This window comes from [Empedobacter] haloabium (assembly GCA_008011715.2).
Taxonomy (GTDB): domain Bacteria; phylum Pseudomonadota; class Gammaproteobacteria; order Burkholderiales; family Burkholderiaceae_D; genus Rugamonas; species Rugamonas haloabia.
In genome coordinates, this window is record CP136508.1 from 6,180,928 (window position 1) to 6,198,007 (window position 17,080).

General features: G+C 67.8%; 16 protein-coding genes. 2 read left to right on the top strand and 14 right to left on the bottom strand.

Annotated features, from left to right (window positions below; genetic code table 11):
* The first annotated feature begins 78 nt into the window (after nt 1-78).
* Entirely contained in the window at nt 79-1,089 is a 1,011-nt protein-coding gene (locus tag E7V67_026935) for a LacI family DNA-binding transcriptional regulator (GenBank protein ID WUR13275.1), read from the top strand.
* 11 nt (nt 1,090-1,100) lie between these two features.
* Nucleotides 1,101-1,637 carry a DinB family protein gene (locus E7V67_026940; protein WUR13276.1) on the top strand — a complete coding sequence of 179 codons (537 nt, stop codon included), beginning with the start codon at nt 1,101-1,103 and terminating at the stop codon, nt 1,635-1,637.
* Between the two features lie 69 nt (nt 1,638-1,706).
* Here the strand turns inward: E7V67_026940 and E7V67_026945 are convergent, their stop codons facing one another.
* The 14 genes from E7V67_026945 to E7V67_027010 form a co-directional block, all read right to left on the bottom strand.
* Entirely contained in the window at nt 1,707-2,792 is a 1,086-nt protein-coding gene (locus tag E7V67_026945) for an ABC transporter substrate-binding protein (protein ID WUR13277.1), read from the bottom strand.
* A gap of 113 nt (nt 2,793-2,905) precedes the next feature.
* Complete coding sequence (locus E7V67_026950; protein WUR13278.1) at nt 2,906-4,108, bottom strand: MFS transporter; 1,203 nt, start codon at nt 4,106-4,108, stop codon at nt 2,906-2,908.
* Nucleotides 4,108-4,941 (bottom strand): NADPH-dependent oxidoreductase, encoded by an 834-nt coding sequence (locus E7V67_026955; protein WUR13279.1) that lies wholly within the window; start codon nt 4,939-4,941, stop codon nt 4,108-4,110. Before E7V67_026955 ends, E7V67_026950 begins: the two co-directional genes overlap by 1 nt.
* Before the next feature lie 20 nt (nt 4,942-4,961).
* Entirely contained in the window at nt 4,962-5,780 is an 819-nt protein-coding gene (locus tag E7V67_026960; protein WUR13280.1) for an ABC transporter ATP-binding protein, read from the bottom strand.
* A 24-nt stretch (nt 5,781-5,804) separates the two neighbouring features.
* Nucleotides 5,805-6,587 (bottom strand): ABC transporter permease, encoded by a 783-nt coding sequence (locus E7V67_026965; protein WUR13281.1) that lies wholly within the window; start codon nt 6,585-6,587, stop codon nt 5,805-5,807.
* 12 nt (nt 6,588-6,599) lie between these two features.
* A complete protein-coding gene (locus tag E7V67_026970; protein ID WUR13282.1) occupies nt 6,600-7,427 on the bottom strand; it encodes an ABC transporter permease in 828 nt (275 codons plus the stop codon).
* 10 nt (nt 7,428-7,437) lie between these two features.
* On the bottom strand, nt 7,438-8,202 hold the full coding sequence (locus tag E7V67_026975; protein WUR13283.1) for an ABC transporter permease: 765 nt from the start codon (nt 8,200-8,202) through the stop codon (nt 7,438-7,440).
* 10 nt (nt 8,203-8,212) lie between these two features.
* Complete coding sequence (locus E7V67_026980) at nt 8,213-9,064, bottom strand: ABC transporter permease (protein ID WUR13284.1); 852 nt, start codon at nt 9,062-9,064, stop codon at nt 8,213-8,215.
* A complete protein-coding gene (locus E7V67_026985; protein ID WUR13285.1) occupies nt 9,061-10,140 on the bottom strand; it encodes an ABC transporter substrate-binding protein in 1,080 nt (359 codons plus the stop codon). Before E7V67_026985 ends, E7V67_026980 begins: the two co-directional genes overlap by 4 nt.
* Before the next feature lie 12 nt (nt 10,141-10,152).
* The gene (locus E7V67_026990; protein ID WUR13286.1) at nt 10,153-11,571 is read right to left on the bottom strand and encodes a hypothetical protein; all 1,419 of its coding nucleotides are present in this window, start codon (nt 11,569-11,571) and stop codon (nt 10,153-10,155) included.
* Between the two features lie 176 nt (nt 11,572-11,747).
* A complete protein-coding gene (locus tag E7V67_026995) occupies nt 11,748-13,100 on the bottom strand; it encodes an LLM class flavin-dependent oxidoreductase (protein WUR13287.1) in 1,353 nt (450 codons plus the stop codon).
* A 142-nt stretch (nt 13,101-13,242) separates the two neighbouring features.
* Nucleotides 13,243-14,763 (bottom strand): amidohydrolase family protein, encoded by a 1,521-nt coding sequence (locus tag E7V67_027000; protein ID WUR13288.1) that lies wholly within the window; start codon nt 14,761-14,763, stop codon nt 13,243-13,245.
* Between the two features lie 173 nt (nt 14,764-14,936).
* On the bottom strand, nt 14,937-15,929 hold the full coding sequence (locus E7V67_027005) for an aldo/keto reductase (GenBank protein WUR13289.1): 993 nt from the start codon (nt 15,927-15,929) through the stop codon (nt 14,937-14,939).
* A 21-nt stretch (nt 15,930-15,950) separates the two neighbouring features.
* Complete coding sequence (locus tag E7V67_027010; protein ID WUR13290.1) at nt 15,951-17,078, bottom strand: sigma-54 dependent transcriptional regulator; 1,128 nt, start codon at nt 17,076-17,078, stop codon at nt 15,951-15,953.
* Nucleotides 17,079-17,080: the final 2 nt, after the last annotated feature.

The following is a 17,080-nucleotide window of genomic DNA, read 5'->3' on the forward strand; positions in this document are numbered from 1 at the left end:
CACCCAACGTTGGCCGCCGTGTCTGGCCCTGCGGCGCGGCGGCCGTTATGCTCAGGCCTGGAAACGACGAGAGCACACATGGCAACCATCAAGGACGTGGCCCGCCTGGCGGGCGTGGGACTCGGCACCGCGTCGCGGGCCATCAACGGCAGCGGCCCCGTGTCGCCTGCCACGCTGGAGAAGGTACAAAAGGCCATCGAGGCATTGGACTTCCGCCCCTCGCATGCGGCGCGGGCGCTGCTGTCCGGCTCGAGCAAGATGGTCGGCGTGTACATTCCCGCGCTGTCCGGCACCTTTTATACGCCGATCCTGCAGATCATCGACACGCAATTGCGCGCGGCCGGGCTGCACATGGTGGTGGCGTTCGGCGTCGGTCTGGGCGACGACCGCCGCCAGGCCATCGAGGGCATCGAGTTCCTGGTCGAACGGGGCTGCGACGGCCTGATCGTCATGACCAGCGCGCTGGGCGAGGACGATATCGCGGCGCTGGGCTCGCGCGTCGCGCGCCTGGTCGCATTGAACCATTCGTTCGCGTCGATCCCCGAGCAATGCTTTACCGTCGACCACGAGCTGGGCGGTCGCCTGGCCGCGCGCACCTTGCTGGAACACGGCCACCGGCAAATCGCCGTCATCGCCGGGCCGCAGGCGCTGCCGGACAACGTGGCCCGCATCGAAGGCTTCAAGGCCGAACTGGCGGCCCACGATATCGACCCGGCCGGCCTCTGGCTGCGCTGGAGCGACTTCTCGCCGGCCGGTGGCTGGGACTGCGCCCGCGCGCTGGTCGCCGATGGCCGCCCGTGCAGCGCGCTGTTCTGCGCCAACGACGAAATGGCCGTGGGCGCGCTGTCGTACTTCCAGGAGGCCGGCATCAGGGTGCCGCAGGACCTGTCGGTGCTGGGCTACGACGACACGCCCAGTGCGGAATTTTCGGCACCGCGCCTGTCGTCGGTGCGCATGCCGTGGCGGCAGATGACCCTGAACGGCATCAATGCGCTGCTGAACCTGTGCTATGACCTGGGGCGGCCGGTGGCGCGCGACTTTCCGGTCACCGTCACGCTGCGGGCATCGGTGGCGCGGCTGCCAAGCTGACGGGAGGACCCATGCCCACCACCCAGGACATCGTTCTGCTGGCAACCTACAACGCCAACATGAACCGCAAGCTGTACGACGCCGCCGCGCGCTTGCCGGCATCCGAACTGGACGCCGACCGTGGCGCGTTCTTCGGCTCGCTGCTGGGCACGATGAACCACCTAATTGCGGGGGACACGATCTGGCTGACGCGCTTCGCGCTGCATCCGGCCAACCTGGCGGCGCTGGCGCCGCTGCGGGGCGCCGCGGTGCCGACCGACCTGCGCCAGCGCTACGGCGACAACCTGCCGACGCTGCTGGCACACCGCACCCGGCTGGACGGCATCATCACGGCGCTGGCGGCCGAACTGCGTCCCGAGCACCTGGACGCCACGCTGGTCTACCGCAACGCCCGCGGCACCGAGTTCCGCAAGCATTTCGGCACCTTGCTGCTGCACTTCTTCAACCACCAGACCCACCACCGCGGCCAGGCCAGCACCTTGCTGACGCAGGCCGGCATCGACATCGGCGTCACCGACCTGCTGGAATTGATCGGCGACGTGGCCTGACGCCCTGCTACGGCCGCGCTCGTGTCCCGTTCCGGTGACTGACCCCGCGGTGGGACACGGGCTGGGCCCTCAGCGGCTGCGTGATGTGCCGCCGGCTGCCAGCCGCACGTTGGCGGCCGGGTTGACCGGCCAATAGCCCTCCAGCTGCAGTTCCTTCAGGCTGGCCTGCAGGAAGCTGCGGTCGATCCACGTGTCGACGTTGAATTTGCTGCGGATCAGGCGGAACTGGTAGGCGTGTTCCACCGCGTCGCGGTAGCGGTCCGTCAGGAACGGGTCGAACAAGGGGCTCAGGCGCACGCGCAGTGGCTGGCCGGCGTAGTCCTCGCGCCAGTGCTCGAACTTGACGGTGCCGGGGCGCGTCCACAACCGGAACACCTCGTCGCGATGGGCCTCGTCCGAACTCCAGTGCGCAACTCTGACGAGCGCCGTGACGAAGCGGCGGGTCTGCTCGGGATAGCGCGTGGCGAAATCGTCCGTGACCAGCATATGGCCCTGGCGCGTGAACACGGGCGAATCGCCCTTGCTGGTGTAGACGATCCTGGCGGCGCCCTTGTCGCGCAGTTTCAGCAGCTCGTAGCTGCCGAATACGGCGTCGATGTCCTTCGTCACCAGCGCGGCCTGCGCGGTGGCCGTGTCGAGGTTGACGACCTTCAGGTCCTTTTCCGACAGCCCGTGCGCGGCCAGCAGGCGGTCGATCGGCAGCTGCGCGTTGGTGCCCTTGAAGATGGCGACACGCTTGCCGCGCAGGTCGGCCACGGAGCGGATCGGCGAGTCCGGCGGTGCAGCCAGGTACAGGTTGCCGCGCGTGCCCGTGGCCAGGATCAGTCGTGTCTTCAGTCCCGCCGCCTTGCCGATGATGGACGGCAGGTCGCCCTGGAACGCGAAGTCCAGCTGGCGGTTGCTCAGCGCCTCGTTGACGGCCGGACCGGCACCCTTGAAGAAGTACCACTCGACCTTGATGTGGTCGCGCTTGAATTCCTGGTCGATCGCGCCCGTCGCATGGGCGATGGCGATGGTGGAGCCGCCGATCGTGGGCGGGCTGCCGTAAGCCGGCTGGGCGATGCCGACGCGGATCACGGTCGGCGCCGCAGCCAGCACCGTGCCGGTGAACAGGGCCAGGGTCAAGGTAAGGAAAAGGCGTCTGGTGTGCTTCATGAAGTCCTCGCTGATGATGTGAGGGAGACGTTGCAGCTTCCGTGCCAGCGAAATTCCCGTCCGCCGCGCGCCGGCTGCTGCGTTTGCAGCAGACCGTGCTGCCTGCCGCGCAGCTAGCGGGCAGCCCGCCCGCGCGGCCACTGCCAGCCCAGCTGCACGAGGAACACCAGCGCCAGCACGTGAAAACCAGCCAGCATGCCGAAGTGCTGGTTCAGCAGCCCGCCCGCCACGGCGCCGACCAGCCCCCCGCTCGGCCCTGCCAGCGAGAACATGCCGCCCGTGCGGCCCCGCCCCAGCTCCTGCGCCAGGCGGGCGAAGCGCGCCACGCTGGTGAGATGCTGCAGTCCCAGGCCCAAGCCCAGCAGCAGCGCGCCGGTCCACAGCGCGGCGGGGCCGAACGGGTTGGCCAGCAGCAGCTCCGCCGCCAGCAGCAACACCAGCGCCACGCGGTAGCGCACCGCCTCGCGCCAGCCGGCGATGACGCCGCCGGCGGCCAGCAACGTCAGCACGAACGCGGCGCCCTGCAAGGTGACGAGGCCGGCCGCCTGCTGCGTCGACATGCCGAAACGGCGCATTGCCACCAGGATGACGAACACGGTGAAGTACGACATCGCGACCTGGCCGAGGAATTCGACCTGCATCGTGCGGCGCAGGTCGGCCCGGCTGATGACCACGCGCAGCTGGTCGCGCAGGTGCGCCAGCAGGCCCAGGCCCTCGGCGCCCTGGCCCGGCGGGGCCGTCGACAGCACGCGCTGGCCGATCAACAGCGTGACGAACAGGCCGGCGGCCACGCTGCGGAACGTGTGCGCGTAGCCGGCCACGCCCACCAGCCAGGCGCCCAGCAGAGGACCCACAAAAAACATGCCGCAGCTTTGCGACGCGCGCTGCCAGCCCGCGCGGCTTGCGCCGATGCGCGGCAGCAGATGCAGGAATTCCGTCTGCGTGGTCACCATGCGAAACGGGTTGACGACGCCGAACAGCAGCACGCAGCCGATCAGCTGCCACGGCGTGGCCGCGTAACTGAAGCCGGCCAGGAACAGCAGCACGGCACCCAGGCAGCCCAGACGGAACAGGGGCCGGCTGCCGATGCGGTCGATCAGGGCGCCCAGCGGCAGCGACAACAGCAGCATGCCGACGAATTGCAGCCCGCCCACCAACCCGATCTGCCACGGCGTCGCATGCAGCGTGGCCGCATACAGCGGCAGCACGACCTTGGCGACGCCGTTCGAGGTTCCTGCCAGCACGCCCAGCAGCATGAAGCCGGTCAGGTAATGCGGCGGCAGCGGTTCGGCCAGCGCGGAAGTGGCGCCACTCATCAGCGCAGCGCGAAGCCGAGCGCCGCCAGCGCCTCCCTCAGCCGGTGCCGGCCTTTCAGGTCTTCCGGGGTGCGCAAGCGCGCCACCGAATGCTCGCTCCACAGGTTGGGCGGCAGCCCCTGCGAGGCGTAGAACGCCTGCATTGCAACGTCATAGCCGCCCACCTCGTCCTGCACCGGCGCCGGCGCATAGCGCTCGCGGTACAGCACCGAAGTTTGCGGCAGCCGCGGTTTTACGGATGCCGGCTTGGCCGCGTCGGGATAACCCACGCACAGGCCGAACACGGCATACACGCCGTCGCCGGGCGCGATGCCCAGCTCCGCCGCCACCGCCTCCGGCGCGTTGCGCAACGCGCCGATGTAGACGGTGCCCAAGCCCAGCGACTCGGCCGCGTTGACGACGTTCTGCGCCGCCAGCGCCGCATCGATGACGCCCATCAGGAACGTGTCCAGGTAGTCGATACCGGCCAGTTCGCGGCCACGCTCGGCAGCGATGCGGCGCAGCCGCGACAGGTCCACCAGCCAGGCCAGGAACAGCGGCGCCGTGCGCACCTGCTTCTGGTTGCCCACCAGTTCCGCGAAACGTGCCCGGCGCGCCGCATCCTCGATTGCCACCACGCTCCACACTTGCAGGTTCGACGAACTGGGCGCCGATTGCGCGGCTGCGACCAGCAGGTCCAGAGTGTCCGGCGGCAGCGCATCGGGGCGGTAGTCGCGCACGGAGCGGTGCGCGAACAAGGTTTCCAGCACGGGATTGACACGGTCGGCCGCCACGGCGGGCAGCGGCTGGCCCGCGCCATAGCGGGCCTTCAGCAGTTCAAACGGATCGGACATGTGCGGCTTTCAATGAAGGGTTACCAGGAAAATTGCCAGTCGGCGGCGCTGCGCGGTGGCTCGGGTGTGACCAGGCTGAGGCGCGGCTTGTCGGAGAACTCGGCCAGCACGTCGTCCTTGATGGCGGCGTAGGCGTAGCTGCCCCGGTCGCGCGGGTGCGGTAGCGGCACGTCGACGATGCGCTTGATGCGGCCCGGGCGCGGTTCCATGACGACGATGCGGTCACCCAGGTAGACCGCTTCGTCGACGTCGTGCGTGACGAGGATCGCCGTGATGCCCTCCTGCTCCCAGATGCGTTGCAGCTCCTGCTGCAGGTGGGCGCGCGTCAGTGCGTCGAGCGCGCCGAACGGCTCGTCCAGCAGCAGTACTTCCGGCCGGTTGACCAGCGCGCGGGCGATGGCCACGCGCTGCGACATGCCGCCCGAGAGCTGGTAGGGATACGCCGTCTCGAAGCCCTTCAGGCCGACCAGTTCGATGTGCTCCTGCACCGACCGGCGTTTCTCGGCCTCCGGCAAGGTCGCGTTCAGCAGGCCCAGGCTGACGTTCTGCTCCACCGTCAGCCATGGGAACAGGCGGTGTTCCTGGAACACGATGCCCCGTTCCAGGCTGGTGCCGACGACGCGGCGGCCATCCAGCAGGATCTCGCCCTGGTACTCGTTTTCCAGCCCGATCACGAGGCGCAGCAAGGTCGACTTGCCGCACCCGCTGGCGCCGACGATGCTGACGAATTCACCGGGCCGTATCGACAGCGAGATGTTTTCCAGGACGGGCAACGCCTGTCCCTTGACGCGGTACTGCTTGCTCAGATTGCTGATTTCCAGCGTGCCTGCATGTGCCATGCTTCGCTCCAAAACGATGATTGATCAATACTGTCCGGTGGACGTGCCGCGCCAGCGCAGCAGCCGCGCTTCGACGACCCCGGCCAGCCAGTTCAGCGTGAAACCGACCAGGCCGACCACGACGATGCCCAGCAGTACCTGGTCCATCCACAGGTGCTCGCGCCCGTCCGTCAGCAAGTTGCCGATGCCGATTCCCGAGGTCAGCAGGTATTCCGCGCCCAGGGTCGCCAGCCACGCATAGATCAACGCCAGATGAATGCCGTTGAAGATCGACGGCAGCGCGGCCGGCAGCACGACCCGGCGCAGCAGCTGCAGCGGTGTCAGCGCGAACACGCGGGCCACCTCGACCAGCTCGCGCGGCACACCGCGGATGCCCTCGAAGGTGTTCAGCACGACGGGAAAGAACGCGGCCAGCGCTAGGAACACCACCTTGGCCAGGTCGCCCAGGCCGAACCAGACCGAAATCAGCGGAATCCATGCCAGCAGCGAGACCTGCTTGACCGTGTGCAGCGTCGGACCGACCAGGTTTTCCAGCAGCCGCGACAATCCCAGCGCGATGCCGACGCCGAAGCCGGCCAGGCTGCCCAGGATGAAACCGGCCAGATCGCGTGCCAGCGAGGCGCCCAGCGCACGCCACAAGGTGCCGTCGCCGGACAGCCGCGCGGCCGTGTCCCAGACCTGGCTTGGTGCGACCAGCAGGGTCGAATCGCTCCAGCCGAACTGGAACGCGGTCCACCAGCCGGCCAGCAACAGCACGGGCAGCGCCGTGCCGCGCAACCGGCGGCGGGAAGTGTCATGCAAAGTCATGATGAAATCCTTTCAGAAGGCGTCGCGACGCCAGCGCAGCAGCCGCTGTTCGACCACCGTCAGCAGGCGGTCGAGCAGGTAGCCGACCGTGCCGACCACCACGACTGCCGCCAGCACGACGTCGAGCTGGTACAACTGGCGGCCGTAGACGATCATGAAGCCAAGGCCCTCGGACGACGCCAGCAGCTCCACCGCCACCAGCGCCAACCAGGCATGGGTCAGGCCATAGCGCACGCCGTTCCATACCTGCGGGAACGCGGCCGGGAACACCACCTTGGCCAACAGCTGCCAGCGCGTGAAGCGGTACACCCGCGCCACCTCGATAAAGCGGGTCGACACGCCGCGCAGGCCCTGGTAGGTGTTCAACGCCACCGGCACGAAGGCGGCCTTGGCGATCAGGGTGATCTTCAGCGCCTCGCCCAACCCCACCAGCAGCATCAACAACGGCAGCCAGCCGAGCGACGGCACCTGGGCGATGGCGCGAAAGCTGGGGTACAGGTAGTCGCGCACGGTGGGCGACAATCCCATCGCCACGCCCAGCGCCAGCCCGGCGGCGCCGCCGGCGGCGAAACCGGCCAGCACGCGGCCCAGGCTGACCCACAGGTTGTCGGGCAGCTCGCCGGTGCGCAGCAGGTCGACGAACGTTGTCGCGACCACCGCAGGCGGCGGCAGGATTTGCGGCGGCAGCCATTCGAAGGTGGCGGCGAGGTGCCACAGCAGCAGCACCGCCAGCGGCAGGGGCCAGGACAGCGCCAGGCGCGTCAACGCCGCATCACCGATCGACGGCAGCCGGGGCACGGCGAACGCCGGCAAGGTCGAGGTCTCGATTCGTGCGGTCATCGCATCCCTTTCAGTGGCCGGGGCCACGCCAGTGCAGCACGCGGCCCTCGATGGCCGCGGCCAGGCGGTTCAGCAGGAGGCCGACGGCGCCGATCAGCAGCATGCCGACGACGATCAGCTCGACGTGGAAGGTGGCCTTGCCGCGGATGACGACGCTGCCGACGCCCTGTGCCGAAGAGCCCAGCAGGTATTCGGCGCCGATCGTCGCCAGCCAGGCGTACAGCAGCGCCAGGTGCAGGCCGGTGGCGATCCGCGCAGACGCCGCCGGCAGGATCAGCCGGCCCGCCAGCTGGAGGCGGTTGAACCCCAGCACGCGGGCCACTTCCAGCTGTGCGCGCGTGACGCCGCGCACGCCCTCGAACGTGTTCAACGCGACCGGATAGAACGCCGACAGCGCGATGAACAGGATCTTGGCCGCCTCGCCGGTGCCCAGCCACGTCGACAGCAGCGGCAGCCAGGCGAACAGCGAAATCTGCTTGAGCGTGTGGAACGTGGGGCCGACGATGCGTTCGGCCCAGCGCGACACGCCCAGCAGCAGGCCAAACAGGATGCCGGCCGCGCTGCCGGCAGCAAAGCCGCTCAGGTCCCGAATCAGGCTGGCACGCAGCCCGGCCAGCAACTGGCCGCCGCTGACCACCTGCCAGGCCGCATCCAGCACGGCGCCGGGCGGCACGATCAGTTTCGTATTCACCAGGTCCAGCGCCGTCAGCGCATACCACAGCGCCAGCGCGGCCAGCGGCAGCACGACCGCGCGCCAATCTGCGTTCGATGTCATCTCGTCCTCCTCAGTAGGCGCGGCGCTGCCAGCCGTGCAGGCGCGCCTCGCTCCATGCCAGCAGGCGGTCCAGCGCGACGCCGACCGCGCCGATCACCAGCATGCCGACCACGACGATATCGAGCTGCAACAGCTGCCGGCCCCACACCATCAAGTAGCCGATCCCCTCGCTGGACGCCAGCAGCTCGACGAAGACCAGCGTCAGCCAGGCCTGCATGACCCCCTGGCGCAGGCCGCTGAAGATCCCGCTCGACGCGGCCGGCAGCACCAGCCGGCGCACCGTCTGCCCGAACGTGAAGCGGTACACGGCGCCCACTTCCAGCAGACTGCGCGGAATGCTGCGAATGGCATCGAAAGTGTTGACGGCCACCGGCACCACGACGGCGATCGCGATCGCGGCCACTTTCAGCGCCTCGCCGATGCCGGCAAAAATGATCAATAACGGCACCCAGCCGATCACGGGGAACTGCGCCACCAGCTGGAAGGTGGGATAGACATACGCCTGCACGGTGCGCGACACGCCCATGACCACGCCCAGGACAAACCCGGCGCCGCCGCCGATGAGCAGGCTCCAGCCCAGCCGCTGCAAGCTGATGGCGAGATTGGCGCTCAGGTCGCCGCTGTCCCACAGCTCGCGCAGCGACTGCCACACGAGGGCCGGCGGTGGCAGGATCTGCTCGGCCAGCCAGCGCCGCTCGACGGCGTACTGCCACAGCGCCAGCAACAGCAGCGGCAGGATCAGGCCCGCGGCCAGGTTGACCGACCCGGTCGCCAGCCGCGCGATGGCCGTGCGCCAGCGCGGTGCCGGCGCGGCCAGCGCCACTTCAGTGACATACGGCGCAGAGGACGAGACGGTGTTCATTGTTGCGCCAGTTTCGGCTTGCCGGCCGCGTTGAACTCGGGCCAATAGCCCTCCAGCTTGAGCTCCTTCAGCGCCGTGTTCAGGTATTGCGGTGCCAGCCAGCCGTTGATATCCACGTCCCGGCGGATCAGCTTGAACTCCCTGGCCTGCTGGATCGATTTCTTCAGGTTCTCGACGAAGTACTCGTCCAGCAGCGGCGACAGGCGCCACTTCAGCGGCACGTCGACAAAGGTCTTCTGGTATTCGTAGTAGCTGGTACCGGAGTTCGACCAAAGCTTGTACTGCGCCTCGCGGTTCTTCTCATCCGAGCTCCACGCCGCCACCTTGATCAGGGTCGTGACGACGCGCTGCACGATGTCCGGGTACTTGCGCTCGAACTCCTCCGAGACCCAGAAGACCCCCTGCGACGTCAGCTCCGGATCGGGACCGGTGGAGTAAATCAGCTTGCCCACGCCGCGTGCCTCCAGGTCGAACGGGGCGATGAAGCCGCCGTCGACGTCCTTGGTCGCGATGGCGGCGCGCAGCGTGTCGCCGTCCATGCTGACGGTCTTGAAATCGCGCTCCGTCAGCCCGTGCTTCTTCAGGATGCGGCCCAGCGCCAGCTGGCTGGCGGTGCCCTTGAAGACGGCCAGGCGCTTGCCTTTCAGGTCTTCCAGCGTGCGCGCCGGCGAATCGACCGGTCCCGTGATGTAGGCGGCGCCGAAGCGCGTGTACGGGAACAGGATCCTGGTGCGCAACCCCGTCGACCTGCCGATGATGATCGGCAGGTCGCCATGGTGGGCGAAGTCGGCCAGGCCGTTGGCCAGCTGCTCGTTGGTGGCGGGGCCGGCGCCCGGGTTGAAGGTCCACTGGATCTTGATGCCGTCCTTGGCGAACTCCTTTTCCAGCACGCCCTGCTGGTGCGCGGTGGCGATGACAGAGCCGCCCACGATGGGCCGGCCGCCGGTGCCGGCGCTGGAGTAGGAAATGCGGATCACCTTGGGTTTTTCTTGCGCGACGGCGGCCGGCACGGCAAATACCATGGCCGCGGCGGCCAGCAGGGCGGAGAGGGAGCGGAAGCGGGGTAGTGTCATCATGATGTCCAAGGGTCAGAAGCCGAACTGGAACTGCGCCAGCAATTCGTTGGCGCTGGGCTGGGCCGGGTTGTCGTACTGGTAGTGATTCAGGTTGATCTGGAACTTCGTCGTCTCGGCAAAGAACAGGTTGAAGCCGGCCGTGGCGATCTTGCTGCGGTCGTTCGGCAGAGCGCGGTTCGGATCGAACACGTCGTAGCGGGCGAACAGCTGGTAGGACTTGGGCCAGTAATCGTCGTACTTGGCCTGGGCGCGCGAGCTGGCGATCCACTGTTCGCCCCAGGTGTAGAAAGCGGTCACGTACTGGCCGCGCGATTTCACCTCCGGGCCGTTGTTCGCCACGCCGTCGCGTCCTTCCGCATACTCGTACGTGATGCCGAAGGGCGCATGGTTGTAGTAGATGTCGAAGCCGTAGCGGTCGCGCTTGACCTGACCGACGACGGCGCCGGCCGTCCCGGCCGTCACGTTCTTCTTGCCCTGGTAGGCGGAGACGCCCACCTTCAGCTCGCGCAGCAGGCTGAAATAGTCGACCGGCAGCGTGAACGCCACGCGCGCCAGGTAGTCCTTGCTGTTGTTGTCGTCCGTCTTGTTCGGGCCACTGCCGTTGACGACACCAAACGCGTATTCGATCAGCGGCGCCCGGTAGTTGAAGCCGTAGTCGACGTAGGGATCGAAGTCGCCGCGCACGATCAGGCCAATCTGGCGGTTGCCGACACCGAGGCCGCCCAGGAACTGCGCGCTGTTGATCACCGGGCGCAGTTCCTCGCCGATCTGGGCTTCCAGGCCGAACGGGATCTGCTGCTGGCCGAAGGTCAGCGTCAGGCGCGGGTCTTCCAGGCCGGTCAGCGTGGGCAGGGGGCTGTAGCGGATGTAGGCATCGGTTGCATTGAGCTGGCTGCCGTCCGTGGCCGGGCTGTTGCGCGCATAGGCGAACGCCAGCCGGTAGTCGAGGTTGCGGCCTTCCGAATAATCGCGATACAGGCTGCCGGCGAAGTTCAGCGTGGCCTGCGGGATGTCGAAGCTGCCGTGGCGGTCGGCCGCGCTGGCCGTGCTGCCAGTGCGCGTGGCCTGCTCCTGCGCGGTGGCGCGCACCTGCGCGCTGCCGCCGATGGTCGTGCCGCGCGTCGTCAGCGCGGTCTTGGTCTCGCGGTTGCGGCGCTGTTCGTATTTGTAGTTTTCCAGGTCGGTGCGCAGGCCGTCGATATCGCCCTTGGTGGCGATCTCCACTTTTTCCTCGGTGGCGCCGACAGGCGATGCCGCCGGCGCCTGCGTTGCCTTGACCTGGGCCTGCAGCGCGCTGACCACAACTTTTAATTCCTCGATCTGGCGCTGCAGCTCCGCGTTGCTTTGCCCGGCCGCGTGCGCCGCGCCGGCGATGCTCAAGAGGCCCGCGGCCAGGGCCGCGCTGCCGGTGTGCTTGGATGGATACTTCAAACAAGTGCTCCTGGTGTAATGGGCCGATGGGATGCTGTACCTTTCATTACGCACGTTCCATGCCACCCGTTTTCCCTGCGGTTTGGCCGTTTTCGGGCACGCGGCTGTCGCGGCGCCAGCACCGCCGCAACAGCTGGCGCCGCGATCTGCTGCAAAGCCAGCAGCGCTCCGATGCCTTATGCCGCCTTGGCCGCCTTGACGGCGTAGCGGTTCTGCGGCTTGTCCAGGCCCAGGTTCTCGCGCAGGGTAGTGCCTTCGTACTCGGTGCGGAACAGGCCGCGCCGCTGCAGCTCCGGAATCACCAGGTCGACGAAGTCCTCCAGCGACTCCGGCAGCACCGGCGGCATCACATTGAAGCCGTCCGCCGCGCCGTTCTCGAACCATTGCTGCATCTCGTCGGCGATCTTCTGCGGCGTGCCGACGACGACCCAGTGGCCGCGCGCGCCGGCCAGGTATTCGTACAGCTGGCGCACGGTGAACTTCTCACGCCGGGCCAGCTCGATGACGACGTGGTGGCGGCTGTTGCGACCCGCTTCCGGCGTCGGGTAGTAGGGCGGTGGCGCGTCCAGGTCCCACTGCGACAGGTCCTCGCCCGGCCAGAAGCGTTCGATGGTGGCCAGGCCAACGGACGGGTGGATCAGCTTCTGCAGCTCGGCCCATTTCGCTTCCGCCTCCTCCTGCGTGCGACCGATGACAGGGGAGATGCCGGGCAGGATCAGCAGCTGCTCGGGACGGCGGCCGTACTTCGCCAAGCGGCCCTTGACGTCGCGGTAGAACGCCTGGGCCTCCTCCAGGCTGGTCCAGGCGGTGAAGATCGCTTCGGCCGTCGCCGCGGCCAGTTCGCGGCCCGGTTCGGACGATCCGGCCTGCACGATCACCGGATGGCCCTGGGGCGAGCGCTCCAGGTTCAACGGTCCCGCCACCTTGTGGTACTTGCCGTGGTGGTTCAGGGCGTGCAGCTTGTCCGGATCGAAGTAGACGCCACTGTCCGGATCGCGCAGGAAGGCATCGTCCTCGAAGCTGTCCCACAGGCCCTTGACGACATCGAGGAACTCGTGCGCCTTCTCGTAGCGCACCTCCGGGTCGGGGTGTTTGTCGAGGCCGAAGTTGCCGTACACGCTGTCGTTCCCCGTCGTGACGACGTTCCACGCGGCGCGGCCCTTGCTGATATGGTCGAGCGAGGCGAACTTGCGCGCCAGCAGATACGGGTCTTCGTACGTGGTGGAGGCGGTGGCGACAAAACCGATGTGTTTGGTCACGACCGCCAGCGCGGACCACAAGGTGACGGGCTCGAAGTGCGAGATGCGGCCCTGGCGGCCGAACGACTCCTTGCTGCCCTGTTCCCATACGCCGGGGCTGTCGGCAACGAACACCTGGTCGAACTTGCCGCGCTCGGCCAGCTGCGCGACCGAAATGTAATGGTCGATATTGACGCCGGAATCGACCTGCGAACCGGGGTGGCGCCAGGCAGCGATGTGGTGGCCGGTGGCCATGATGAACGCGCCGAGACGCAGCTTGCGGTGAGCCATGGATATCTCCGATAAAGTAATTGCAGAGCCCGTGTCAACATCGGGGTCAGGCACAAAAACTGACACGAACTCGGCCGATGCAATGTCGAGCTCGTGTCAACTTTCGTGCCTGACCCCAAAGTTGACACGAGCCCGGCGGTGATCAGCGGGCGGTGGCCGCCAGCTTGGCTTCCACCGCCGTGCCCTTGAAGAAGTCGGGATTCGCTTCCGTGTACAGCTTGTACGGATTGGTGAAGACATAAGCCTTGAAGTCCGCTTCGCTGAGGATGCCCTGCTCGACCAGGCCGTAGGCTTCGGCCAGCGCGTCGGTCAGGTCGGGCACGTCCCAGTGGCCCACGTCGGACGAGTAGATCGCGTTGATCTTGGTGCCCAACGGATTGGCCTTGTCGTTGAAGGCGGTGGCGATCGTGCGGTCGTCCGATTCGGACCCGAAGAAGAAGCTGTCGACCCAGCGCGCCTTGATGTCTTCTGCCTTCTCGATGCCGGCGGCGGCGAAGTCATCGAGCTCGCTGCCCTGCGGCTGGCGCGCGTCGGCCGTGTAGTGCGCCCCCAGCGTGTCACGGATCAGGTCTTCGCCGGCGATCGAGCGGCCCTTGGTCAGCTCGGCGCCATAGCGCGCGAACAGGTCGCTCAACAGCGCGCGGTCGGTGGCGGCCGGGTCGTAGTTCTTCAAGCCTTCCAGGCTGCGCTTCTCCCAGCGGTCGACCAAGTGCGTGAACACGCGCGCGCCCCAGTCGGCGCCGCCCTCCAGCAGGCCCACGCGCAGCTGCGGAAAGCGCCTCGTCACGCCGCCGAAGAACAGCGCCTTTGCGAACGCCTCGGAACCGTCGGCGAAGTGGCCGATGTGGTTGTTCATGTAATTGCTGATCGAGCTGCGCCCGGTCCAGCCCTGGCTGCCGTAATGCGTCAGCACCGGTACGCCCAGCTCCACCGCCTTGGCCCAGAACGGGTCGTAGTCGTATTCGCTGTCGATGCCGTAGAAGTCCTGGTAGGAGATGTATTTCTGCAGCTCGGGATGCTGCTCGGCCGGGTACTTGTCGGCCAGCGCGCGGATCGGCCGGCGCACGCTGCCGGCGATATTGATGGCCTTCAGGCCCAGCGTCTTGATGGCGAATTCCAGCTCGGCGATGCCTTCCTCGGGCGTGTGCAGCGCGATGCCGGCGACAGGCGTCAGCCGGTCGCTGTACTTGCGATACAGGTCGGCGTGGTAGTGGTTGATGGCGCGCTGCAGTGCCGTGCGGTCGTCCTTGTCCCGTACCCCCAGCGGCGCCAGCACGTTGTTCGGGAACAGGATCGAATAGTCCGAGCCCTGCTCTTCCTGGCGCTCGTACAGCAGTTCCGGCAGGTGGTACGTGGCCACGTCCAATGTGTTCTTCGTCACGCGTGCCCACCACGGCGCGCGAATGGTGCGGTAATACTGGCGCTCTTCCGGCGTCTGCTCGTACCAGGTCTTGCCGTTGCCGATGCCGCCGCGGCCGATGCGCGTGGCCGAGGCCTTGCGCAGCGCGTCCACCAGCTTGACGCCGCCGTAGTTGGCGACGTAGTCCTCCAGGTCGGGCGTGTAGTCGTTGGTATGGACATCGGTATCGATGACCGGGTAGTCGAGCCGTTGCTTGACGGCGACGGATGGGGAGGCGTTCAGGCGGTTGAGGCGATCGTTCACGTTGTTCTCCAATGAGGGTGAAGGCGGTACAGGCGGGCACCTGCGGAACCGATCACTTCATTGCAGCATTCGTGCCATGCCAAAACCGGGCGAAAACGCCGTGGTGGCGGCAAAAACTGCTGGCTGCCGCGCAGCGCCTGCTGATTTGCAGGCAGCTGCGCAGCAGCCACCGCTCAGCGGGCGGCGTCGCCGCGGCGGTACTCGGCGCTGATGGTGTCGAAGCGCTGCTTCAGCGCCGGATCGAGCGTGAGGGAAGCGGCACGCAGCGTCTCGTGCAGCTGGCCGGGCCGGCTGGCACCGATGATGGCGGATGTCACGACCGGATTGGCCAGCACCCAGGCAACGGCCGCCGTCGTCAGGGGAATCCGTGCCTCGGCCGCCGCGGCGGCCAGCTGCCGCACCGTGTCGAACTCGCGCTCGTGCCAGTAGCGTTCCTGGTAGCGGTCGGCGGCACTGCCCAGGGTGAAGCGCGTGCCCTGGGCCGGACCGGCGGCCAGCGAGTGCTTGCCGGTCAACAGACCGCCGGCCAGCGGATTGTAGGGAATGACGCCCAGGCGGTCCTCGGCCGCCAGCGGCAGCAGCTCCCGTTCGATCTCGCGGAACAACAGGCTGTAACGGGGCTGCACGGACACCGGCCGCACCAGGTTGCGCGCCTCGGCGCGGCCCAGCAGGCGCGCCAGCCGGTAAGCCAGGAAGTTCGACACGCCGACGTAGCGCGCCCGCCCCGAGCGCACGATCGTGTCGAGCGCCTCCAGCGTCTCGTCCAGCGGGGTGGCCGGGTCGTCCGAGTGGAGCTGGTACAGGTCGACGTAGTCGGTGCCCAGGCGCCGCAGCGACGCGTCGATCGCATCGAGCAAGTGCTTGCGCGAGGCGCCCTGCTGCCACGACTGCGCACCGACCTTGCCGACGGCCTTGGTGGCGACGATGACGCTGTCGCGCCGGCCTTGCAGCCAGCGGCCGACGATTTCCTCCGTGCGGCCCACGGTCGACGTATCGCCACCGAGCGGATACACGTCGGCCGTGTCGAGGAAGGTGACGCCCGCGTCGAAGGCGTGGTCGAGGATGGCGCGCGACGTGGCTTCGTCGGCCTGCAGGCCGAACGTCATCGTGCCCAGGCACAGGCGCGACACGGTCAGGCCCGTGCCGCCCAGTCGGGTGGTTAGCATGGTGAATCCTTTCAGAGAGGGTTACAGCGCGACGGACATGCCGTGGAACGAGTGAATCTCGCCGCGGCCCGGTGCGGGTTCCGCGCCGATCAGGCCGAAGCGTTTCAAGTGCGTGCGCAGCACGTTGCGGCTCAGGCCCAGCACCTTCGCCGTCTGCACCTGGTTCTGCTCGCAGGCCGCGAACGCGGTGCGAATCAGTCGCTCCTCGACCGTGTCGAACAGCGCCGCCTCGCCGGTCTCGAGCAGCTCGCCCAGCAGCGTTTCCAGGCGCTCGAGCGGACTGGCCGCGACGGCGACCGGTAATGGCGCGGCATCGTACGACGGCGCGGCAGCGCGTCCCGCCGGCACGCGCCCGCCCATGCGCAGGTCGTCGGCCTCGATGCGGCCGTCGCGGCACACGATCAGGGCATAGTGGATGACGTTTTCCAGCTCGCGGATATTGCCGGGCCAGTCGTATGCCAGCAGCGCGTGTTCGGCGCGGACGGTCAGCGTCACGGCGGCCTGGTGCAGCCTGGCGCCGTAGGACTGGATGAAGTGGTGCGCCAGCGGCAGGATGTCGCCGGGCCGCTGGTACAGCGGCGGCAGGTGGACGGTGGCGACGCTCAAGCGGTAGTACAGGTCGGCGCGGAAGCGCTCCGCCGCGATGGCCCGGTGCAGGTCGACGTTGGTGGCCGCCACCAGGCGCACGTCGAGCGGGATGGGACGGCGCGACCCGAGCCGCACCACCTGCCGCTCCTGCAGCACGCGCAGCAGCTTCACCTGCAGCGCCGGCGACAGGTCGCCGATCTCGTCGAGGAACAGCGTGCCGCCGTTGGCGGCCTCGAACCAGCCGGCGCGGGCCTGGGTGGCGCCGGTAAAAGCACCGGTTTCATGGCCGAACAGCTCCGCATCGATCAGCGATTCACTGAAGGCGCCGCAATTGACGGCGATGAACGGCCCGCCACGGCCGCTCTGGGCATGCAGGTGGCGCGCAATCAGCTCCTTGCCGGTACCGGTCTCGCCAATCACCAGCACGGTCGCGTCGCTGTGCGCGATGCGCTCGACCTGTTCCAGCAGCGCCAGCGAACGGGGATCGTGGAACAGCAGCGCCTTGGCACGGATCGACAGCGCCATGCCGCTCGCATCGGGAAAAGTCAGGACCTTGTTCACGC